The following is a 21,193-nucleotide window of genomic DNA, read 5'->3' as shown; positions in this document are numbered from 1 at the left end:
AGTCAGAAATTCGCCCGCATCTGGCGGCGGCGGCATCGTGCCTGCCCGCACCCGCCATCCACCAGCTGCACACGAATTACCGACTCAGGACACTAGCGTTCGGGGCCGAACTATGCGAACGTGTGTTCGCATGGCCACGATCTACATCATCACCCGCCGCGACCGCCCGCACATCACGCTCTTCCAGGCGCCCTCGCTCGACGAGATCGCGGTCACGCTGGCCGCGCAGCCCAACGCGCAGGAGCTCACCGTGTACGCCAACGCGGGCAACTTCAGCCGCGACCTGACGCCCGACGAAGCGCGCCGGCTGGCGGTCACGTCGTAGGCGCGACAGGGCGTCAAAGAAGCGACGTGTTCGACTTTGTTGCCGCCATACGACGGTAACGTCGAACACGTCAGGCTTTTCGGCGTTTCCAGGCACGAAAAAGCCCGCCGTGGGCGGGCTGTTTCGCACTGCTCAAGCGGAGGGGGAGGGATTCGAACCCTCGGTACAGGGGTTACCCGCACAACGGTTTTCGAGACCGCCCCGTTCAACCACTCCGGCACCCCTCCATGTTGCTGCGGCTGCCGAGGATACAAACGACCTCCCGGTTATCGGCAGACGGGGTCGTCGGGCGCACCCCGGCAGTAGGGTGGCCGACCGATGATCCGGCGTCTCTCGCTCGCCGCGGCCCTCGCGGCGGTGGCGCTCAGCATCGCGGTCGCCGCGGCCCAGGCCGCGGGGTCCACGTGCACGAAGGGATTCCGCTGCCGCACCGTGTGGGTGCCGCTGGATCGCACCGGCGTCGTGCCCGGCAAGGTGCCGATCCGCGTGGCCGAGCAGCGCGGCAGCGGGCCGGCACTGCTGGTGCTCGGCGGCGGCCCCGGTCAGGGCATGGTCTCGACCGCGGGCTCGATCGGCGTGCTCATGCACGAGGTGACCAACCGGCGGATCGTCCTGGTCGACCAGCGCGGCACGGGCCTCAGCGCGCTGCGCTGCGGCCGGCTGCAGCGGGCGGACCTGTCGGATCTGACCGTTCCGCCCCACGGCGCGGTCGGCGCGTGCGGCACCCACCTGGGCGACCGGCGCGGCCTCTACACGACGACGGCCACGGTCGACGACCTGGAGGCCGTGCGCGCCGCCCTGGACCTCGACCGCTGGGGCCTGCTCGGCGTCTCCTACGGCACGTACGTGGCGCAGCGCTACGCGCGCGCCCATCCCGATCGCGTCACGCATCTGGTGCTCGACTCCGTGCTGCCCCAGGAGGGCGTGGATCCCTACTTCGTGGACAACCTGCGCCGCAGCGCGCTGATCCTGCACCAGCTGTGCGTGCGGGGCTCGACCTGCGCGCAGTACACCCGCACGCCGGTGCAGGACCTGGCCCGCCTGGTGCGCCGGACCAACCGGCGCGGCCTGCACGGCCAGGGCGTGATCATCGACGGCCCCGCACTGTTCGATCTGATCACCTCGATGTCGAGCTTCATCCCGTCGGCGTTCCCCCAGTTCCCGGTCGCCGTGAAGCTGGCGCTGCAGGGCGACCCGCAGCCGCTCCTGAAGCTGGCCGCCGAGGTGCGGGCGACGAACGCCAGCGGCGCGCAGCAGTTGTCGCTGGGCCTGCACACGGCCACGCTGTGCTCCGACATCACATTCCCGTGGGGCGGGCCCGGCGCCACCCCGAGCCAACGCGCCACCGCACTGCGCGCCCCCGCTCAGCCGCTGACACAGAACCTGGGACCGTTCGACCGCGACACGGCCATGAACAACGGCGCGATGCTGACCTGCCTGCGCTGGCCGACCACGCCGAACGTCGCGCCGGCCCCCGCACCCGGACCGCTGCCCGCCGTCCCCACGCTGGTGCTGTCGGGCACCTGGGACCTGTCGACGCCGCTGGAAGGCGCACGCGCGGCCGCCCGGCGCTCCCCCACCGCACAGCTGGCCGTCCTGCCCCAGGTCGGCCACTCGACGATCACCTCGGCCCCGTGCGCGCAGAAGATCGTCCACCGCTTCTTCGCGGGACGCCGACTCGGCACCCCGTGTGCCGGCCACCGCGCCCCGGTGAAGCTGGCTACGTGATCGGCCGGCGCCGACGGTCGGCGAAGAACGCCCGCAGCAGCGATGCGCACGCCTCGGCGCACACGCCGCCCTCGACCAGCGGCCGGTGGTTGAGCTGCGGCTGGGCCAGCACGTCGAGCACCGAGCCGGCCGCGCCCGCCTTGGGATCGGTGCAGCCGAACACGACGCGGGGCACACGGGCCAGGACGATCGCGCCCGCGCACATCGCGCACGGCTCGAGCGTCACGAACAACGTCGACTCCAGCACCCGCCACGAGCCGAGCGCCGCGGCCGCCTCGCGCAGGGCGAGGACCTCGGCGTGCGCGGTCGGATCCTGGCGCAGCTCACGTTCGTTGTGCCCCGCGCCGATGACCTCCCCATCGTGGACCACGACCGCGCCGATCGGCACGTCGTCGTGTTCCAGCGCCCGACGTGCCTCGCGCAGGGCGAGGTCCATGAAGAAGCGATCGTCTCGCGGGAAGCGCGGCTCGTCCATCATCCGTTCGTTCATCATGCCGGGTCATCGCCGAATCACGGTGGCGCTTGTCGCGCTCGCGGCGGTCCTGTGCGCCCTGGCGGCGCCCCGCCCGGCCGCCGCGCGCGGCCCGCTCGCGCGCATCGCCCAGCAAGCTGAGCCGGTCCTCCCGACACCGAACGACCCCGGTGCACGCGGCCGGCCCGGTGGCTGGCGCTCGCTGCAGTGGAACTTTCGCGCCGACCACTACGGCATCGACGTCGAGCCGGCCTGGGCGCGGCTGGCCGCGGCCGGCCGCCCCGGCGCGCGGGGTGTCGTCGTCGCGGTGCTCGACACGGGCGTGGCCTACGCCAACCACGGGAAGTACCGCCGGTCGCCGGATCTGGTCGGCTCGCAGTTCGTGCCCGGCTACGACTTCGTCGACGACGATCCATACCCCGACGACCACAACGGCCACGGCACGCACGTCGCCTCGACGATCGCCGAGCGCACCAACAACGGCATCGCGGTGACCGGGATCGCCTACGAGGCGACGATCATGCCGGTGCGCGTCCTCGATGCGCGCGGCGAGGGCGACGCCGCGGTGATCGCCCGCGGCGTGCGCTTCGCCACCCGCCACGGCGCCGACGTCATCAACCTGTCGCTCGAGTTCCCCGGCGACGTTCGGGCCTCCGACATCCGCCCACTACTACGCGCGATCGTCGCCGCCCATGAACGCGGCGTCGTGATCGTGGGCGCGTCGGGCAACGAGGCGGGCAGGGTCGTCACCTACCCCGCGCGGGCACCGCAGGTGATCGCCACGGGCGCGACCACCGACCACGGCTGCCTGTCGGACTTCTCCAACGAGGGCCGCGGGCTGGATGTCGTGGCGCCCGGCGGTGGACACGACGCCGACCTGATCGACGACCCGCGCTGCGCGCCCAGCCAGCCGGCCGGGCCCGACATCTACCAGATGACCTTCGTCAACCACAATCCCGGGCGGTTCGGGCTCCCCAGCGGTTACGAGGGCACGTCGATGGCCGCCCCGCACGTCTCCGGCGTCGTCGCCCTGATGCTGGCCAGCGGCGTGCTGGGTCCCGATCCGTCACCCGATGCGGTCCTCGCGCACCTCAAGGCGACGGCGACCGACCTCGGCGCGCCCGGCTACGACCGTCGCTACGGCGCCGGGCTGATCAGCGCCAACGCCGCGACGCTGCCGCTCACGTCGTCCGGATGATCAGCACCGAGCACGGAGCGTGGTGGCTGACCTTGTTGGGCACCGAGCCGAGCAGGAAGCGCTTGGCCCCGGTCATGCCCTTGTTGCCGACGACGATCAGGTCGGCGTCGGTCTCCTCGGCCACGTCGAGGATCGCGTCGGCCGGATCGCCCTGACGGGCGAACACCTCGACGTCGACGCCCGCCTCACGGACGGCGTCGGCGGCGTCCGACAGGGTGCCGTCGACCTCTTCGCGGGGGTTGACCATCCACTGCAGGTCCTCGGGTGCCTCGCGCTTCTCCTCGCGCAGACGGGAGGAGGGAACCGGCTCGTAGGCACTGACCAGCTTGATCTTGGCGCCGACGTCCTTGGCCAGCTCCACGGCCTGGCGCACCGCCTCGGAGGCGGTCTGTGAACCGTCGGTGCCCACCACGATCGACCGGAACATCGGTCTCCTCTCGATTACCGCCCTCCAGGACGCGGCGATCATAGAACGGCGCGGCTCCAAGCCGCGCCGTGATCGTCAGACGAGCCTGACGATGCCGATGATGATCCCGATCAGGACGAAGAAGACGATCGCGATCTGGGTGTAGATCCAGAAGGGAGACACGAGGCCGACACAATAGGGCTGTGGCCGACGAACGAGCGCAGCGCGACAGCGAACGCAACCGGCGGCTGCTGTTCGCCACCGAGCTGGCCGACGGCGCCGTCCGGCCCTCGCAGCTGGCCCGCGCCGACGTGCGCGCGGTCGGCCACTCCCAGCGGGTCCCCTCGCCGCTGAGCCGCCGCTACCAGCGCCGCCTGCTGGCCAGCGGGGCGCTGCGCTACGAGGCGCACACCGTCGCGCGCATGATGGCGGCGCGCCGGGCCGTGCTGGGCGATGCGGCCGACGGGCCGCCGCGCGTGCTCCTGCGGACCGGCGCCTTCCCCCATCCGCTGGCCGACGAGGAGCCGGCGCGCTTCGGCATCGAGCCGTTCCGCCGGGCCCACGCGCAGCTGGCCGAGGCAGGCGTGCCGTACCTGCTGGCGGTGACGCCGCGCGTGTCGCGCCGGCCCCTGGACGCGCGCGCCGACGCCTGGCGCCCGCTGAGCGATGCGGAGGCCGACGTGCTGGCCACCCTGCGCCACGACGGCGTCACGTTCGCCGCGCACGGACTGGACCACCGCACCCGCCGGCGCTCGCCGGCGCGCCGCTCGGAGCTCAGCGGCCTGAGCCAGAAGGACCTGGGCGCGCGCCTGGACCTGGCCGCCACGGAGCTGGCCGAGGTCGCCGCGATCCGCCCGGACGTGTTCGTGCCGCCGTTCGACCGCTTCGGGTGGCGCCAGTGGGACACGATCGCCCAGCGCTACGCGGTGGTCACCGCGGGCCACGACAGCGTCGACTCGTTCGGCTTCCACGACGGGCCGCTGTGGCGGGGCGACGCGGTGTGGCTGCCGGTCTACCAGCCGCTCGACGGGCCCGCGCCCGCGGTGCTGGAGGCGATCCGCGCGCTGGCCGATCTCGACGCGTCGGTGTGGGTCGGTGCGGCGATCGACTGGAGCGCGGAGTTCGCCGGCGCCGGTCTGCCCGCGCTGCTGTCCCGCGCGCGATCGTGGTTCGTCGACTGGGAGCGGTTTCTGGCCTCCGTGCGAGAAAGTGCCACATGACAGCTTGTCTCACTTAGGATCGGCCGGGTGACCGACGATCTCTCGCCGCGGGCCCGCGCGATCCTGGACGCGGCCGAGCGGCTGGCGGGCGGGAGGACCCCGGCCCCCACCCCACCGCCGGTCACCCCACCCGTGCTCCCGCCGGCACCGGCCACGGCGGCGCAGCTGGCCGCCCTGGCCGAGCACGTGCGCATCACCGTGGAGACCGTGCGGGCCCGGCTGGAGGAGCTGACGCGCATCGTCGACGACCTGACCGAGCGGGTCGACCACCAGGCGCGGCAGCCGGTCGCGCCACCGCCACCGCCAACGCCGCCGCCCACGTTGGTCGCCGCGATGCCCGCGCCGCCACCACCGCGCCGCATCCAGGAGCCGACGCCCCCGCCGCTGCCGACGCCCTCCCCCGACGACGCCCCGCGCCTGCTGGCCATCGAGCTGGCGGTCGCGGGCGCAACGCGGGCCGACGTCGACGCCCGCCTGCGCGAGCGCTTCGGGGTCAGCTCGACGGCGGAGCTGCTGGACGAGGTCTTCGGCGTGGGCTCCTCGCCCGGGGCACGCCTGCCCTGGGGCGGGACCGAACCCGTGTAGTGCCCTGAGTCAGAAATTCGCCCGCATCTGGCGGCGGCGGCATCGTGCCTGCCCGCACCCGCCATCCACAGCCGTACCACCAGTACGACGGTGGATGGCGGTCACGGGCAGGCCCGCCCCGCCATCCACCAGCTGCACACGAATTACCGACTCAGGACACTAGCCCTACGAGCTCTGCTCGGCGTCGAGCGTGCGCCCGATCTGCTTCAGCGTGCGGTTGACCTCGCGGTTGGCGGTCGTCGTCGCCTCCAGCAGCGCCTGCTGGGCGGCCACGACCGCGTCGGGGTCCTCCGACAGCGGGGTCTGGGCCGCGGCGTCGATCGCCTCGGCGTAGGTCGACACGTCGCCGGCCAGCTGGCGGTGCAGCGTGGCCACCGCCGAGGGCGGCTGGATGGCCAGCAGAGCGTCGGCCGTGCGCTCCAGGGTGGCCGAGTACGTGCGCAGCGTGTCCGCCTCGAACCCGGACGGCAGCTGCTTGGCCTCACGCGCGAAGCGCTGCACCGCGCCGTTGACCTGGTCGATGTAGGCCCGGTCGGCCTGCGCGTCCTTGTCGTCGCCCCCACAGCCCGCGAGCGCCGCCACGGCCATCAGCACGGTCGCGGCACCTGCGACAGCCCGTCTCAGTCCTCCCATCGAGAGCGAAGGCTACCGATCGCTCATCAGGGCACCGAGCGCGCGCATGTGGCGCTCGTCGGTTCCGCAGCACCCGCCGAGCACCCGCAGGCCGTGCTCGGTGTGCAGCCGCCACATGGCGGCGGCGAAGCGCTCGGGCGCGTCGCTCTCGATGTGGTCGAGCGCGACGAGCTGCTCCGGCGTCAGGGCTGAGCCGTTGGCCTTGCACTCGAGCACGCGGCCAGCCGGGACGCCCTCCAGCGCGCGGGCGGCCACATCGGGATGCACGCAGCTGAGCGCGTGGAAGATCGGCGGGGGATCGGCCTCGGCGTCGATGCGCGCGATCGCGACGTCCAGCGGCGTCCCGTCCAGGACGCGCCCGTCCGGGCCCAAGACGTAGCTGATCACCGCGGGCAGCCCGGTGGCCGTCATCGCCCGCACGCAGCCCAGGGCCTCGTCGATCGCCGGGAACGTCGGCGCGAACAGGAAGTCGGCGCCGGCGTCGGCCAGCGCGCGGGCCTGCACGGCGTGGTAGGTCTCGGCGAACCCGGCGTCGGGCGCCTCGGACGGGGTGTAGGCGTCGCCGTACGGTCCCAGGACGCCGGCGACGAGGATCGGCGCGCCCGGCCCAGCGGCCTCGCGCAGCGCCAACTGGTGGCGCACCGCGGCGGCGTTGACCGCGACGACGTCCGCGCCCGCGGCCTCGGCATAGCGCGCGCCGGCGCGGAAGCTGGGCGTGCCGACGATCACCGGCAGGTCGAAGGCCCGCGCCGCGGCGATGTAGCCGGCGTACACCTCGCGCAGCGCGTCGCTGCCCACGAGCGCGGCCGACTGCAGCGGCTCGGGCAGGGCGATCCCCCGGTCGAACATCAGCTGCGTCTCGATCCCCCCGTCGGTGAGGATCAGCGCGTCGCCGGCCAGGAGCGCGGCGGCGCTCACTCGGCCAGTGCCTGGAGGGCGGCCTCGCGCGTCGGGTGCAGGTCGATCATGCCGGGCAGCGCCACCTCGATCACGCGCGCGACCGGCCCGTGCTCGACGCAGCACAGCGCGAAACGCCCGCCGTGCCCCTCGACGGCGCTGCGCGCGTCGATGATCGCGTGCAACCCGGTGGAGTCGACGAACTCGCAGGCCGACAGATCGAGCACGACCGCCTCGTCGTCACCGCCGGTGACGACGCCCAGCGGGCCTTCGAGATCCGTGGTGCTGGCCGCATCCAGCTCGCCGGCCACGGCGACGATCGTCGCGCCGTCCTGACGGCTGACCGTGACTTCGAGCTCGGGTTCGGAGTTGTCGTCCACTGCGCGGTGCCTCGATGCGCAACGGTACCTTCGTCAGCGGCGGGGCGGAAGGGGCGACCCGCGCGAGCCGGACGAACGGAGGACGTTGCAGATGAAGGGGTCAGGGATCGCGGCACTCGTCACGGTGCTGGCGATGGCGGTCGGCGTCACGTCGGCGAGCGCGGCGGCGCCCGTCGCGCAGGCGGCCAAGACGACGTGCAAGAAGAGCAAGCGCACCGGGACGAAGGTCTGCACGGTCACGGGCGCGCGCGGGAAGACGGGCGCGCGCGGCCCCAAGGGCGACAAGGGCGAGAAGGGCGACACCGGCGCCAGTGGAGGCACCGGCGCGAAGGGCGACAAGGGCGACAAGGGCGACGCCGGCCTGCCCGGCGCGACCGGCGCGACCGGCCCGGCGGGCAGCGGCGCCGCGACCGCCTACGCGACGCTGCCCGGCCCGCTGACCACGGCCTCCACGACCTACGTGCCCACCGGCGTCGCCGTCGACGTGATCGTCCCGCCCTCGGGCAACCTGCTCGTCGCGGCCTCCACGGAGACCGCGGACGAGGCCGCCCTGACGCTCATGCGCGACGGGGTGACGAACCTCGGCGTGCTCGATTGCGGCGCCAACGACGAGCTGTTCGACACGCCCGGCGTCGCGGGCATCTGGGGCACGCCCGGCACGCTGGGCTTCGCCAACTGCTCCAGCGCCGGCTCGCCGGCCGCGGTGTACATCAACACGACGCCCGGCGCCGCGCACCTGGAGCTGTACTACCTGTCCTGCGCGTGCGGCGGCGGCAGCGTGTCGCTGACCAACCCGCGCCTGTGGGTCACGCCGCTTCCGTAGCCCGCGGCCGCACCTCGTAGACGCACTTCGTCGAGCCGCTCACGATGTGGGCGACTCGGCGAACGTCGGCCTCGGGCAGGACCGCGCGCAGGAAGCCGAGCTCGGTCGTGCAGGCGTGCCCGTGGCGGCGGGCCACGGCCAGGATCGCGCAGTTGTGCTCGGTGATCCGCCAGCCGCCGTCGGCCAGCGGCTGGGCCTCGGCAAGGTAGCCGGCCTCGTCGAGGATCGCCGCCAGCTCGCGCACGCGGCCCGCGAAGTCGCGACCGGCCAGGCGCTCGCGGGCCTGGGCGATGCGCGTGTCGCGGCGGCGCTCGAACGCGCGTTGCAGCAGCGCCGGGTCCTCGGCGCCGATGTGCTCCAGCAGCTCGGTGGTCAGCTCGCCGTAGGCCTTGGGGAAGAGCGCGTCGGCGGCGTGGCTGAGGCGATAGAAGCGGCGCGGGCGGCCGGGGCCGTCGCGCTCGTCGCGGTAGTCGACCAGGCCGGCGCCGACGAGCGGCGAGAGCTGCTGGCGGGCGGCGCTCGCGGTCACGCCGAGCGCGTCGGCCAGCTCTTCGGCCCGCGCCTCGCCGCGCTTGCGCAGGGCGACGAGCACAGCCCGGCGCGCCTGGGGTAGCTCGGACAACACAACGTCCACACCCTCAGGATAAACAAGTGGTAGCTTGCTTTATCGATCCACCGCTCACCGAAGGGAGCCCCGATGGCTTATTCCGTTCCGGATCTGCCCTACGCCTACGACGCGCTCGAGCCGCATATCGACGAGGCGACGATGCGTGTCCATCACGACAAGCACCACCAGGCGTACGTCGACAAGGTCAACGCCGCGCTGGAGGGCACCGAGTGGGCTGACAAGCCCATCGAGGATGTCGTCGCCAACCTCGGCGACCTGCCGGCCGACAAGCAGGGCCCCGTGCGCAACAACGGCGGCGGCCACTACAACCACACGCTCTTCTGGGAGTCCCTGTCGCCCGACGGCGGCGGCGCCCCCAGCGGCGACCTGGGCGCGGCGATCGACGAGGCCTTCGGGTCCTTCGACGCCTTCAAGGAGCAGTTCGAGGCGGCCGGCGTGGGCCAGTTCGGCTCCGGCTGGGCCTGGCTCGTGGCCGACGGCGGCACGGTCGCCATCGTCTCGACGCCCAACCAGAACTCCCCGCTGACCGACGGCAAGACCGTGCTGTTCGGCAACGACGTGTGGGAGCACGCGTACTACCTGAAGTACCAGAACAAGCGCCCCGACTACCTCAAGGCGACGTGGAACGTCGTCAACTGGGACAAGGTCGCGGAGCGCTTCGCCGCAGCGCAGTAGCGCCGCTGGGCTACCCGCCCACGAGGAGCGCGATGCCGCCGAACGCGGCGGCGACCCCGACCCCTTGGGTCGGGGTCATGCGCTCCTTGAGCACGATCCGGGCCAGCAGCACGGTCATCACCGGGTAGACCGAGCCGAGCACGCTGACCACGCTCAGCAGGCCGAGCGTCGAGGCCCAGGCGAACAGGCCGTTGGCGCTGACGTCCAGGACGCCGATCGCCACCAGCGGCGCCAGCGGCCGCACCTCGGTGCGCAGCCGCCCGGGCCCGCGCAGCACCAGCGCCAGCGCGACGACCAGCGCCACCGCCGTCGCGCGCGACAGCTCCAGCGCCCACAGGACGTCGTGGTCGCTGGCCCGGTCGATCCCCACGAACCCGGCGCCGATCAGCCCCGCGGCCAGCAGCGCGAACAGGATCCCCGCGCGCTGGATCGCCGCGCCGCCCGACGACGAGCGCGCGGCCAGGAAGCAGCCGGCCACCGCGGCGACCATGCCGACGCCCTGCAACCAGCTGGGCCGGTCGCCGCCCGCGATGCCCACCACCACGGGCACGACGCCGGCCAGCGCCGTCAGCGGCGCGACGATGCTCATCGGTCCGATCGACAGCGCCTGGTACAGGCACAGCACGCCGAGCCCGGTGCCGGACCCGGCCAGCACCGCCCAGGGCACGATCGCCGCGTCCGGGAAGGCGCGCCAGGCGATCAGCAGCACGACGCTCAGCCCGAGCAGGCCGATCGTCTGGCTGCCGGCCATCACCGCGACCGCGCTGCGCCCGCGGGACACCAGGCCCCCGACGAAGTCCCCGGTCCCCCACACGGCCGACGCGGCGAGGGCCAGGAGGAGGCCGCTCACGTCAACCGTCGCTCGACTGGGCCCACAGGTTGATGCCGGCGTCGACGGCGTGACCGTCGATGTCGCTCAGCTCGGCGTCGGAGAAGGCCAGGTTGCGCACGGCCGCGACGGTGTCCTCCAGCTGCTTGACGCTGCTGGCGCCGACCAGCGACGAGGTCACGCGCGCGTCGCGCAGCGTCCAGGCGACGGCCATCTGGGCCAGCGTCTGGCCCCGGCCCTGAGCGATCTCGTTGAGCGCGCGCACGTGGGCGAGGTTCTGCTCGGAGAGCATGTCGGTGGACAGGTAGGGCGACGTGTTCACGCGCGCGTCGTCGGGCACGCCGTCGAGGTACTTGTCGGTGAGCATCCCCTGGGCCAGCGGCGAGAAGACGATCGCGCCCGCGCCGACGTCCTCGAGCACGTCGAGCAGGTCCTCCTCGACCCAGCGGTTCAGCAGCGAGTAGGAGGGCTGGTGGATCAGCAGCGGCGTGCCCAGCTCGCGCAGGATCCGCGCCGCCTCGGTGGTGCGCTCGCCCGAGTAGGACGAGATGCCCACGTACAGCGCCTTGCCCGCGCGGACGGCGGCGTCCAGCGCACCGCAGGTCTCCTCCAGCGGCGTCTCCGGGTCGAACCGGTGGCTGTAGAAGATGTCGACGTAGTCCAGGCCCATCCGCTGCAGCGACTGGTCCAGCGAGGCCAGCAGGTACTTGCGCGAGCCCCACTCACCGTAGGGCCCGGGCCACATGTCGTAGCCCGCCTTGGACGAGATGATCAGCTCGTCGCGGAACGGGCGGAAGTCGTCGGCCAGGTGGCGGGCGAAGTTGCGCTCGGCCGCGCCGTAGGGCGGCCCGTAGTTGTTGGCCAGGTCGAAGTGCGTGATGCCCAGGTCGAACGCCCGGCGCAGGATCGCGCGCTGGTCGCCCAGCGTGCGGTCGTCGCCGAAGTTGTGCCACAGGCCGAGCGAGACGGCCGGCAGCTGCAGGCCGGAGCGCCCACAGCGGCGGTAGGGCATGCGCCCGTCGTACCGCTCTGGGTCGGGGGCGTAGACCGCGGCGGGGGCGGCGTCGGGACGCGGTTCTGAGGGCATGGCCACCAGAGTCGCACACAGCACTTGACGTGGCGCGTTGACACTCAAGAGAATTGCTCCGTGTTCCTGCCGCGTGCCATCCTGGCCGGCCTGGTCCTGGCGCTCTCGCTGCCCGCGGGAGCCCAGGCGGCCACGTGGGTCGTCGAGGTCGAGAGCGACACGCCCGACGGCCGGTCGTGCCCCGGCTTCACGGGCTGCTCGCTGCGCGAGGCGCTGACCTCGGCCAACGCGAACCCGGGAACGGACACGCTCATCGTCGACCCCGGCACGTACGCGCTGACGGGCGGGCAGCTCGACGTGACCGATGCCGTGCGGATCGTGTCGGAGGACGCGAACGGGACGGTGATCGACGCCGGTGACCGATCGCGGATCTTCTCGGTGGGGGTCGACGTCGACCTCACGCTGCGCGACCTGACCCTGCGCAACGGCGCCGGGGTGCTGGCCGGCGGGGCCGTGCGGACGGTGGGCGACCTGTTCCTGGAGCGGGTGATCGTCGAGGCCAGCGATGTCAGCGACAGCACCGGCGACGTCCGGGGCGGCGCCGTGGCGGCGGACGGCGACATTCTCTCCGTCGAGGGCTCGACGTTCCGGCGCAACACCGCCAGCGGCCTGGACAGCACCACGGCCCGGGGCGGCGCCGTGGCCACCGGCCCGAGCACGCTGGCGCTGATCAGCGACTCGACGTTCTCCGACAACCTCGTGTCCGACGGCACCGCGGCCGACGGCGGCGCGCTCGCCGCCCGGGGCGAGACCCGCGTTCAGCGAAGCGCCTTCCGCACCAACTCGACGGCGGGGGACGACGCCTCCGGCGGCGCCGTACACGTGACGGCCGCCGAGCTGCGGGCGGAGGCGTCGGAGTTCTCCAGCAACACGGTCGTCGCCTCCAGCCGCGCGGCCGGCGGCGCGATCGCCGGGGACGTCGGTGACGTCACGCTGGACGACGTCACGATCGCCGCGAACGCCGCGATCGGCGGCTCCCAGGCCCTGGGCGGCGGCATCGCGACGGAGGGCGGACGAGTGCTGACCGTGACCGCCTCCCGCGTGCACGACAACCTCGCGTCGGCCGCGTCCGCCCGCGGAGGCGGCGTCGCGGTCACCGGCCCAGGTTCGAGCATCACCGCCTCGACGATCGACCACAACAGCGCCGCCTCCGGCGGGGACGCTCGCGGCGGCGGGATCGCGACCCTCGGGCCGGCGACGCTCACCGCGACGAACGCCACGATCGTCTGGAACATCGCCGAGGGCCCGGACGCCAGCGCGACCGTCCTCGGCGCCGGGCTGTGGGTGGCCGCCAACGCCAGCCCCGACGAGGTGGTCCTCGAGGCGGCGACGGTCGCCGACAACGACACGGAGACCTCCGGCACCGTCGACGGGGGCGAGGGCGGCGCCATCGCCTCCGACGGCGCCCAGGTTCAGGCTCTCGGATCGATCCTCGCCGGCAACCGCCAGAACAACTCCTTCGCCGACTGCGACGGGGTGACCGTCGCCAGCTTGGGCGGCAACGTCCTGGCGGCAGATCCCCGCGGCAGCTGCGCGCCCGCGGCACCGGAGCCGACGGACCACACCATGCGCAGCGGGTCGGTCTGGTTCGGACCCTTCGGCGACCACGGCGGCCCGACGCCGACGATGGTGCCGGACGAGCGCAGCCCGGCGCTGGACCGCTACGCGACCGGCTGCCCGGCGACCGACCAACGCGGCGTCCCGCGACCGCAAGGCGCCCAGTGCGACAGCGGCGCCACCGAGCGGGCGCTGAACTGGTTCGCCGCGACCCCCGCCGCGCTCGACTTCCCCGACACGGTCGTGGGCCAGACGAGCGCCGGGCAGACGCTCACGGTCGAGAACCTGGGTGACGTCGACGCGACGCCCGACCTGCAGGTCGCCGGTGCGGACGCCTCGTCGTTCGCGCTCAGCGGCTGCGACGCCCCGTTGGCGCCCGCTGCGACGTGCACGGCCACCGTGACGTTCAGCCCGACCGCGGCGGGTGACCGCGCGGCCGAGATCACCGGGCTCGCGGACCCGGTGGAGCTGACCGGCACCGGGCTGGTGCCCGCGCCGGCGTGCTCCGCGGTCGACGCCTCGACGGCATACGACACCGCGACGACGGTGGTGCCCGACTGCACCCCAGCGCCCACGTCGGTGGCGATCGCCGACCCGCCGACCCACGGGACGGCCACGGTCGATGCGGGCACGTTCACCTACACGCCGGCGGCCGGCTACTTCGGGTCCGACACGTTCACGTACACGGGCACGAACTCCACGGGCACGTCGTCCCCCGCCACCGTGACGGTCACGGTGAACCCGCCGCCGCCGCCCGCCTGCGCGGACACCACGCTGACGGTGCCCTACGAGACGTCCGGCCCGGTGACCCTCCCGTGCACGGGCGAGATCGACGGCTACGCGATCACGACCGGTCCGAGCGACGGCGCCGCCGGACTGGCCGGGGCGGTGCTGACGTACACGCCCGACGCGGGCTACGTGGGCCCCGACGCGATCGCGTTCACGGCCTCCGGTCCGGGCGGGACCTCGGTCGCGGCCGAGGTGGCCGTGACGGTGTCCCCGCCGCCTGATCCCGTCTGCGCGGACGGGACGCTCGCCGTCGCGTACGAGACCGAGGGGGATGTCGCGCTGGACTGCACGGGCGTGATCACCGGCTGGACCGTCGTGGACGAGCCCGAGCACGGCACGGTGCTCGTCGACGCGGCCGGTGTGGCGACCTACACGCCCGATGCGGGCTTCAGCGGCCCCGACACGTTCGTCTTCCGCGCCGATGGGCCCGGCGGCACCGCCTCCGACGAGGCCGAGATCGCCGTGACGGTCGGCGCCCCGCCCCCGCCGCCGGCCGCCCCGCCGAGCGCGGCGAGCTGCGCCGACGTGCTCGCCGACACGACCGCCGGCACGCCCGTGACCGTCACCCTGGCCTGTGGCGCCACGACCTGGAGCTGGTCGATCCTCGCCGGCCCGGACGGCGGCAGCCTGGGCCCGGTCGACGGCGCCGGCCGCGTGACCTACACCCCGGCCGCCGGCTTCAGCGGCGTCGATCGCTTCACCTACCGCGCGAACGGCCCCGACGGCGGCTCGCCGGCCGCGTCGGTGATCGTGCGGGTCGCGCCGGTCCCCGCGGAGGCCGCCAGCGCGCAGCCCGCGGCCGGCCCGCCCGCGCGCTGCGCGGGCCGGCAGGTCGTCATCCGGCTCAACCCCCGCGGTGTGCGCTTCACGCGGGCCCGGGTGACGGTCGACGGAGTCCGCGTCCGGGCCACGCGCGACGGTGAGCGCTGGGTGGCCCGCCTGGACCTGCGGGCGGTGCGCGCCGACAGCGTGACGTTGCGCGTCGTCGCCCGCCGCGCCGATGGGCGGCTGCAGCGCGCGTCGCGCAGCGTCAGCGTGTGCGGGTAGCTCGCGCACGGGATCCCGGTGTATCGTCGCCCTGTGCGGCGATTCGGGGCGGGGATGGCGGCTGCGGCCGCGCTGCTGGCGTGGACGGCAGCCGCGAACGCCGCCACGTTCACGACGACCACCACGGCGGACTCCGCCGTCGGTGATGGTGCGTGCACGCTGGCCAGCTGCACGTTGCGCCAGGCGATCACGGCGGCCAACGCCGCCGGGGGCGCCGACACCGTCTCGGTCATCGCCGGCGACTACCACCTGACGACCGGGGTCGAGCTCGTCATCTCCGACTCCGTGTTCCTCCAGCGCGGCGGCGCCGGCACGGTGACGATCGATGCCGACGGGACCTCCCGCGTCCTGCGCATCACGGCGCCCACGTCGATCTCCAACGTGACCATCACGGGCGGCAACGTCGTCGACACCACGGGCATCGTCGAGGCCCACGGCGGCGGCATCGAGGCGTCCGCCGCGCTGGCGCTGGACACCGTCGTGGTGACCGACAACCACGTGTCGTCCAACGGCGGTGGCGCCTACGGCGGCGGTCTGTGGATCGACGCGCAGCTGAGCCCATCGGACACGACGTTCAGCGACAACTCGGTCGACGGGACCGCCAGCTCCCGGGCCTACGGCGGCGGGCTGTACCTCGGTGCCGGCGGGTCCTCGAACCTGCTTGGACTGACCGTCAGCGGCAACAGCGCCTCGACCGAGGACGGTGCCGCCCTCGGCGGTGGGCTGTTCTCCGAGGCCACCGGCGCGACCAACCTCTTCGCCACGTTTGCCGACAACCACGTCACCTCGACCGGCGCCGGCGGTGTGGGCACCGGCGGCGGTGGCGCGTTCATGACCAGCGGGACGAGCTACGGCATCTCCTCGTCGCGCTTCAGCGCCAACACCGCGCAGACCGCCGCTGGGTACGCCAGCGGCGGCGGGCTGGTCGCCGGCGCGCCGACCGTGACCATCCGCGACTCCACCTTCGACGCCAACCGCGTGACCAGCGCGACCGTCCAGGTCAGCGGCGGCGCGATGCAGGTCGGGGGCGACGTCACCATCGCCAACAGCACCCTTGTCGACAACCAGGCCACGGGCGCGGACGCGAGCGGCGGCGCTGCCCTGCTGGGCTTCGTGTACGCGCTGAGCGACGTGTCGCTGCAGGGGGTCACGCTCACGCGCAACAGCGCCGGTACGGGCGGCGGCATCGCGCTCGTGCGCAACACGACCGTGACCCCGACCGGCTCGATCCTGTCGGCCAACACCGCGGGAACGGACGCCGACTGCACGCTGCTGCCCGGGCCGGTCACCCCCACGTTCGTCTCGGGCGGCGGGAACGTGCTCGGCTCGGCCGCGATGTGCGGATCGACGACGACCACCGACGACGTCGTGGCCACCGACCCCGGGGTCGGGCCGCTGGCCGACAACGGCGGGCTGACGCCGACCGCGCTGCTGACCGCGGCCAGCCCGGCCGTGGATCGCTACTCGACGGGCTGCCCCGCGCTCGACCAACGCGGGATCGGCCGACCACAGGGCAGCGCGTGTGACGCGGGCGCCGTCGAGATGCGCGCGGCGACGTACACGGCCGCGCCGGGCTTCCTGGCCTTCGGGTCGGTCACCGTCGGGTCGTCGAGCCCGACGCAGGGCGTGACGATCACCAACGCCGGCGACTTCCCCGGCGTGCCCCCGCTGGCCATCGGCAGCGCCGACGCGGGCAACTTCACCCTCAGCGGGTGCGCCGCCGCGGTGGCGGCAGGCGACACCTGCACCGCCTCGGTCGGCTTCGCCCCGACCTCCACCGGGTTCAAGGCCGCAGGCCTCAACGGCGCGGCGACCACGGTCACGCTGGGCGGCACCGGAGTCGCCGCCCCGCCGCCGCCCCCCGCGCCGACCGCCGGCGGTGGCAGCGTGCCCCAGTGCCGCGACCTCGACGCCTCCACGCCGTTCCAGACCGCGTTCGGCCTCCAGCTGGAGTGCAGCGCGACCGTGTGGAACTGGGCGATCACGCGCGCGCCGGAGCACGGGACGCTCAGCCCGATCGGCCCCCGCGGCCAGGTCGACTACACGCCCGACACCGGCTTCAGCGGCGATGACAGCTTCCGCTACGTCGCCGAGGGCGGCGGTGGTCAGTCGGCCCCCGCGACCGTCGTGGTGCACGTCGGGCCCGGGCCCGCGACGTCCGCGCAGTCGACCAGCACCGCCGGGCGGACCTGCAAGCCGTACCGCGTGACGGTCCGGCTCAACCCGCACGGCGTGCGCTTCGTCCGCGCCCGCGTGAGCGTCGACGGCGCCGGCGTCCAGCCGGTCCATCGCGGCGCGCGCTGGACGGCGAGCTTCGAGCTCAAGGGCGCCCCCGGCCAGCAGGTGACCGTGCGCATCCGCGGTCGTCGGACCGACGGTCGACTGCTGACCCGCACGCGGGTCCTGACGGTCTGCTGACGCCTCGGGTCAGGTCGGATAGGGTCGCGTCCATGCTCCGATCGCTGGCGGCGATCTGCGCGGCTGTCGCCCTGGCGGCGCCGGCGGGCGCCGCGGCCGCGACGTACGACGTGAGCAACACCGCCGACACCCCCGTCGGGCAGGCGTGTGCGGGCACGACCGGCTGCTCGCTGCGTGAGGCGATCACCTCGGCCAACGCCCTGGGCGGCGCGGACACGATCGCCGTCGCCGCCGGGACGTACGTCCTGGCCAACGGTCAGCTGGAGACCGACGACGAGGTCACGATCGAAGGTGCGGGCGCGGACATCACCGGGATCGATGCGGCGTTGGCGTCGCGCGCGCTGTTCGCCAACGCGACGACGACCGTGCGCGACCTGACCATCCGCCGCGGTCAGGTGGGCGACGACGGCGGCACCGTCGACGCGTTGGGCGGTGGGATCCTGGGCGCGGGTGCGCTGATGCTCGATGGCGTGGCGCTGGTCAACAACAGCGCGGTGGGCACCAACACGGCCTACGGCGGCGCGATCTTCACGACGGGGTCGCTGGTGATCGAGAACTCGACGATCAGCCGCAACGGGGTCTCGGGCGGCGCCACCGGCGGCGGCGTGGCCGGCGGCGCGGTGTTCGCCGACAACAGCATCGTCCACATCGTCGACAGCACCCTGTCGGACAACGCCGCGACCGCCTCGGCCGGCGCGACGGCCAACGCCGGCGCGGTGCGCGTCAACACCGACGACCTGCAGATCAGCGGCTCGCTCTTCACCGGCAACTCGGCGACGAGCCCGACGAGCTCGGCCACCGCGGGCGCCATCTCCACCGGCTACGGCGTGACGGCCAGCATCACGGACTCGACCGTGCAGGGCAACAGCGTCGACGGGGCCGGGAGCGCCGGCGGGGCCCTCTTCCTCGGCGGGCCGGCCGCGTTCACGATCACCGGCTCGACCTTCGCCGACAACGAAGCGATCGCCCGCGGCGCCAGCGAGCTGGCCCAGGGCGGCGCGATCGGCGTGAGCCCGTATTCCGGCGGCTCGCTGCGCCTGGAGAACGCGACGCTGATGGACAACCGAGCCACCGCCTACGGCACCAGCGGCGCGATCGGCGGAGCGATCTACGCGAGCCTGGGCGCGACGATCAGCGCGTCCACGCTCACGGCCAACACGTCCGAGGTGCTGGAAGGCGGCGGCATCGCCGCCGGCGGCGCCATCTCCGGTGACTTCTTCACCGCGTCGACCATCGCGCTGCACGGCTCGATCCTGTCCGGCAACACCCAGGCCACGGGCGACGACTGCGCCTACAGCACGATCGCCTCGACGGGCGGCAACGTGGTGAACGCCGGGTCCGCCGCGCCGAGCTGCCCCTACGCCGACAGCGGCAGCGCCGACGTGCTGACCGCCTCGCCCGGGGTCGGCACGCTGGGCGACCACGACGGCCCCACCCCCACCGCGCTGCTGCTGCCGACCAGCCCGGCCCTGGACCTGTACGACGCCGACTGCCCGGCGGCCGATCAGCGCTGGGTCGCCCGCCCGCAGGGCTCCGCCTGCGACGCCGGCGCCGTCGAGATGCGCCCGGCGCTGTTCACCGCCGACCCGGCCGACCTGGACTTCGGCTCGGCGCTGGTCGGCACGACGACGCCGGCGCAGCTGGCCGCGCTGACCAACCGCGGCGACCTCCCGGGTCCGCCGACGCTGGCCCTCGACCCCGCTCCAGCGCCCTTCACCATGAACGGGTGCGACGCCGTCGTCGAGCCCGGCGACACCTGCGACGTCGCGCTGGCCTTCGCTCCGACCGAGGCCGGCGCGCGGGCCGCGGATCTCGTCGTCGACGGCGCGCCGCTCGTCCTGCTGACCGGGGTCGGCACCGTCCCGGCCCCGGCGACGACCACCGCGGTCCCGGCCTGCACCGACGTCTCGGCGAGGACGCCGACGGGCACCCCGACCTCGGTCGCGCTGCGCTGCAGCGCGCCGGTCTGGAGCTGGGAGATCGTCGGGCCGCCGGCCCACGGGACGATCGGGCCGATCGGCGCCGACGGCACGATCGCCTACACGCCCGAGGCCGGCTTCACCGGCGTCGACGCGTTCCGCTACCGCGCCGTCGGACCGGCCGGACCGTCGGGGCCGGCCACGGTGAACGTCGTCGTCGGTGACCTGGCCGCCGCCGCGACGGAGTCGTCCACCAGCCCGGGCGGCGGCGGCGATTCCGCCACCGGCTGTCGCGCCCGCTCGGTCACGCTGCGGCTCAACCGCACCGGCGCCCGCCTGGTGCGCGCCCGCGTCACGGTCGACGGCGTCCCGGCCGCGGTCAGCCACACGGGACGGCGCTGGACGGCGACCTTCGAGCTGCGCGGCAGGCCCGGCAAGCGCGTCACGGTGGCCATCAGCGCACGGCGCGCCGATGGGAAGCTCGTGCGCTCGACGCGCACGCTCACCGTCTGCTGAGCGTCAGCCGTCGTCCTGGCGGAAGGCCCAGCGGGTCTCGTCGATCGAGAGCCCGGAGGCCACGCAGGCCAGCAGCTTCATGCGCGCGGCCTGCGGAGAGAGGAAGCCGACGGGGATCATGTTCGTCCCGCGCAGGTCGCGCTCGGAGCCCGCGTAGCCGTAGGTCCCGGTCAGCACCACGCCGCGCTCGGGACGGCAGTAGGCGACGATCGGGATGCGCTCGGCCGCCTCGGCCCACAGCTCCATCACCGCGGGCGGCAGATGCCCGGCCCCGAGCGTGCCGATCACGACGCCGTCGGGCTCGGTGTCCAGCGCCGCGCGGGCCATCGTGCCGTCGTCGCCGGCGCCCGTGGGCACCACGAGCACGCGCCGGTCGAGATCGGGCGGATCGAGCGGCGGGTTGCGCGGCAGGCGCGACCACAGCGTCGGGTGGCCCTCGGTGACGCGGCCGACCGGGCCGGTCTGGGGCGAGGAGAAGGCGGTCAGCGACGTCGTGTCGGTCTTGCGCGCGCAGCGCGCGTGATGGATCTCGCCGCCGAAGACGACGAGCACGCCCATGCCCGCGGACTCGGGGCTCTCGGCCACCGAGACGGCGTCCATCAGGTTGGCGGGGCCGTCGGCGCCGGCCGCCGTGGCCGGCCGGATCGCGCCGGTGAAGACGATCGGCGCCTCGGCGTCGTGGATGACGTCGCACAGCATCGCCGTCTCCTCCAGCGAGTCGGTGCCGTGCGTGACCACGACCCCGATCCCCCGGCGCGCGGCGTCGCGCGCCTCACGGCAGATCAGCAGGATGTCGGCCAGCTGCAGATGCGCGCTGGGCAGGTTGACGATCGTCCGGGCCTCCAGGCCCTCGCGCGCCTCCAGACCCGGAATCGCGGCCACGAGCTCGGCGGCCGACAGCGCCGGCGTGGCCGACGCCCCCGGCCCGGGGTCGCCCGCCATGGCGATCGTGCCGCCCGCGCCGAGAATGCGAACGCGGCGGGGGAAGATGTCCGTGCGGCTGCCCATGTGAACACGAAGCCTAGAGACCGGTGCCGCCCGCCCGGCACCGGTCCCTGGCG

General features: G+C 74.0%; 20 protein-coding genes and 1 tRNA gene. 11 read left to right on the top strand and 10 right to left on the bottom strand.

Going from position 1 to position 21,193, the window contains the following annotated elements:
- Positions 1-130 precede the first annotated feature (130 nt).
- Positions 131-325, top strand: a complete 195-nt coding sequence (locus ACZ5UI_RS24165; protein WP_464191933.1) for a hypothetical protein — start codon at positions 131-133, stop codon at positions 323-325.
- A gap of 137 nt (positions 326-462) precedes the next feature.
- Here the strand turns inward: ACZ5UI_RS24165 and ACZ5UI_RS24160 are convergent.
- Positions 463-552, bottom strand: a tRNA-Ser gene (locus tag ACZ5UI_RS24160).
- A 91-nt stretch (positions 553-643) separates the two neighbouring features.
- Here ACZ5UI_RS24160 and ACZ5UI_RS24155 point away from each other — a divergent pair.
- Positions 644-2,053, top strand: coding sequence for an alpha/beta hydrolase (locus tag ACZ5UI_RS24155; protein ID WP_464191930.1), 1,410 nt, complete (start codon positions 644-646; stop codon positions 2,051-2,053).
- On the opposite strand, the gene tadA is transcribed toward ACZ5UI_RS24155, so the two are convergent.
- Positions 2,046-2,543, bottom strand: a complete 498-nt coding sequence (gene tadA / locus ACZ5UI_RS24150) for a tRNA adenosine(34) deaminase TadA (protein ID WP_464191928.1) — start codon at positions 2,541-2,543, stop codon at positions 2,046-2,048. The two genes, ACZ5UI_RS24155 and tadA, sit on opposite strands and share 8 nt — an antisense overlap.
- A 25-nt stretch (positions 2,544-2,568) precedes the next feature.
- On the opposite strand from tadA, the gene ACZ5UI_RS24145 reads away from it, so the two are divergent.
- Entirely contained in the window at positions 2,569-3,723 is a 1,155-nt protein-coding gene (locus ACZ5UI_RS24145) for a S8 family serine peptidase (RefSeq protein ID WP_464191925.1), read from the top strand.
- On the opposite strand, the gene ACZ5UI_RS24140 is transcribed toward ACZ5UI_RS24145, so the two are convergent.
- Entirely contained in the window at positions 3,707-4,150 is a 444-nt protein-coding gene (locus ACZ5UI_RS24140) for a universal stress protein (protein WP_464191923.1), read from the bottom strand. The two genes, ACZ5UI_RS24145 and ACZ5UI_RS24140, sit on opposite strands and share 17 nt — an antisense overlap.
- Between ACZ5UI_RS24140 and ACZ5UI_RS24135 the strand changes: the two genes are divergently transcribed.
- From ACZ5UI_RS24135 to ACZ5UI_RS24125, 3 genes are read left to right on the top strand one after another with little or no spacing between them, the layout of a single operon-like run.
- On the top strand, positions 4,125-4,295 hold the full coding sequence (locus ACZ5UI_RS24135) for a hypothetical protein (protein ID WP_464191921.1): 171 nt from the start codon (positions 4,125-4,127) through the stop codon (positions 4,293-4,295). The genes ACZ5UI_RS24140 and ACZ5UI_RS24135 overlap by 26 nt on opposite strands.
- A gap of 37 nt (positions 4,296-4,332) precedes the next feature.
- Entirely contained in the window at positions 4,333-5,349 is a 1,017-nt protein-coding gene (locus ACZ5UI_RS24130) for a DUF2334 domain-containing protein (RefSeq protein ID WP_464191919.1), read from the top strand.
- Between the two features lie 27 nt (positions 5,350-5,376).
- Positions 5,377-5,934, top strand: a complete 558-nt coding sequence (locus tag ACZ5UI_RS24125; protein ID WP_464191917.1) for a hypothetical protein — start codon at positions 5,377-5,379, stop codon at positions 5,932-5,934.
- A gap of 165 nt (positions 5,935-6,099) precedes the next feature.
- On the opposite strand, the gene ACZ5UI_RS24120 is transcribed toward ACZ5UI_RS24125, so the two are convergent.
- Genes ACZ5UI_RS24120 through ACZ5UI_RS24110 form a run of 3 tightly spaced genes read right to left on the bottom strand, consistent with a single transcriptional unit; the run spans position 6,100 to position 7,844 of the window.
- Entirely contained in the window at positions 6,100-6,528 is a 429-nt protein-coding gene (locus ACZ5UI_RS24120) for a hypothetical protein (RefSeq protein ID WP_464191915.1), read from the bottom strand.
- Positions 6,529-6,579: 51 nt separating this feature from the next.
- Positions 6,580-7,485, bottom strand: coding sequence for a homocysteine S-methyltransferase family protein (locus tag ACZ5UI_RS24115; RefSeq protein WP_464191913.1), 906 nt, complete (start codon positions 7,483-7,485; stop codon positions 6,580-6,582).
- Positions 7,482-7,844: an STAS domain-containing protein gene (locus ACZ5UI_RS24110; protein ID WP_464191911.1), complete on the bottom strand. Its 363-nt coding sequence runs from the start codon at positions 7,842-7,844 to the stop codon at positions 7,482-7,484. Before ACZ5UI_RS24110 ends, ACZ5UI_RS24115 begins: the two co-directional genes overlap by 4 nt.
- A gap of 91 nt (positions 7,845-7,935) precedes the next feature.
- On the opposite strand from ACZ5UI_RS24110, the gene ACZ5UI_RS24105 reads away from it, so the two are divergent.
- Positions 7,936-8,667, top strand: a complete 732-nt coding sequence (locus ACZ5UI_RS24105; RefSeq protein WP_464191909.1) for a hypothetical protein — start codon at positions 7,936-7,938, stop codon at positions 8,665-8,667.
- Here ACZ5UI_RS24105 and ACZ5UI_RS24100 read toward each other — a convergent pair.
- The gene (locus tag ACZ5UI_RS24100) at positions 8,651-9,259 is read right to left on the bottom strand and encodes a helix-turn-helix transcriptional regulator (protein ID WP_464191907.1); all 609 of its coding nucleotides are present in this window, start codon (positions 9,257-9,259) and stop codon (positions 8,651-8,653) included. The two genes, ACZ5UI_RS24105 and ACZ5UI_RS24100, sit on opposite strands and share 17 nt — an antisense overlap.
- Before the next feature lie 105 nt (positions 9,260-9,364).
- Here ACZ5UI_RS24100 and ACZ5UI_RS24095 point away from each other — a divergent pair, with 105 nt between their 5' ends.
- Positions 9,365-9,970, top strand: a complete 606-nt coding sequence (locus ACZ5UI_RS24095; RefSeq protein WP_464191905.1) for a superoxide dismutase — start codon at positions 9,365-9,367, stop codon at positions 9,968-9,970.
- A 10-nt stretch (positions 9,971-9,980) separates the two neighbouring features.
- Here ACZ5UI_RS24095 and ACZ5UI_RS24090 read toward each other — a convergent pair whose 3' ends face one another.
- Positions 9,981-10,820: an EamA family transporter gene (locus tag ACZ5UI_RS24090; RefSeq protein WP_464191902.1), complete on the bottom strand. Its 840-nt coding sequence runs from the start codon at positions 10,818-10,820 to the stop codon at positions 9,981-9,983.
- Between the two features lies 1 nt (position 10,821).
- The gene (gene mgrA / locus ACZ5UI_RS24085) at positions 10,822-11,886 is read right to left on the bottom strand and encodes an L-glyceraldehyde 3-phosphate reductase (protein ID WP_464191900.1); all 1,065 of its coding nucleotides are present in this window, start codon (positions 11,884-11,886) and stop codon (positions 10,822-10,824) included.
- Positions 11,887-11,946: 60 nt separating this feature from the next.
- On the opposite strand from mgrA, the gene ACZ5UI_RS24080 reads away from it, so the two are divergent.
- Genes ACZ5UI_RS24080 through ACZ5UI_RS24070 form a run of 3 tightly spaced genes read left to right on the top strand, consistent with a single transcriptional unit; the run spans position 11,947 to position 20,132 of the window.
- Entirely contained in the window at positions 11,947-15,279 is a 3,333-nt protein-coding gene (locus tag ACZ5UI_RS24080) for a tandem-95 repeat protein (RefSeq protein WP_464191898.1), read from the top strand.
- 33 nt (positions 15,280-15,312) lie between these two features.
- Positions 15,313-17,697, top strand: coding sequence for a choice-of-anchor Q domain-containing protein (locus ACZ5UI_RS24075; protein ID WP_464191896.1), 2,385 nt, complete (start codon positions 15,313-15,315; stop codon positions 17,695-17,697).
- A gap of 32 nt (positions 17,698-17,729) precedes the next feature.
- Positions 17,730-20,132, top strand: a complete 2,403-nt coding sequence (locus ACZ5UI_RS24070; protein WP_464191894.1) for a choice-of-anchor Q domain-containing protein — start codon at positions 17,730-17,732, stop codon at positions 20,130-20,132.
- 3 nt (positions 20,133-20,135) lie between these two features.
- Here the strand turns inward: ACZ5UI_RS24070 and ACZ5UI_RS24065 are convergent, their stop codons facing one another.
- On the bottom strand, positions 20,136-21,140 hold the full coding sequence (locus ACZ5UI_RS24065) for an asparaginase (RefSeq protein ID WP_464191890.1): 1,005 nt from the start codon (positions 21,138-21,140) through the stop codon (positions 20,136-20,138).
- Positions 21,141-21,193: the final 53 nt, after the last annotated feature.

It is taken from the genome of Conexibacter sp. JCM 18997, from assembly GCF_055391915.1.
This window is presented reverse-complemented; position numbering and strand designations above follow the sequence as displayed.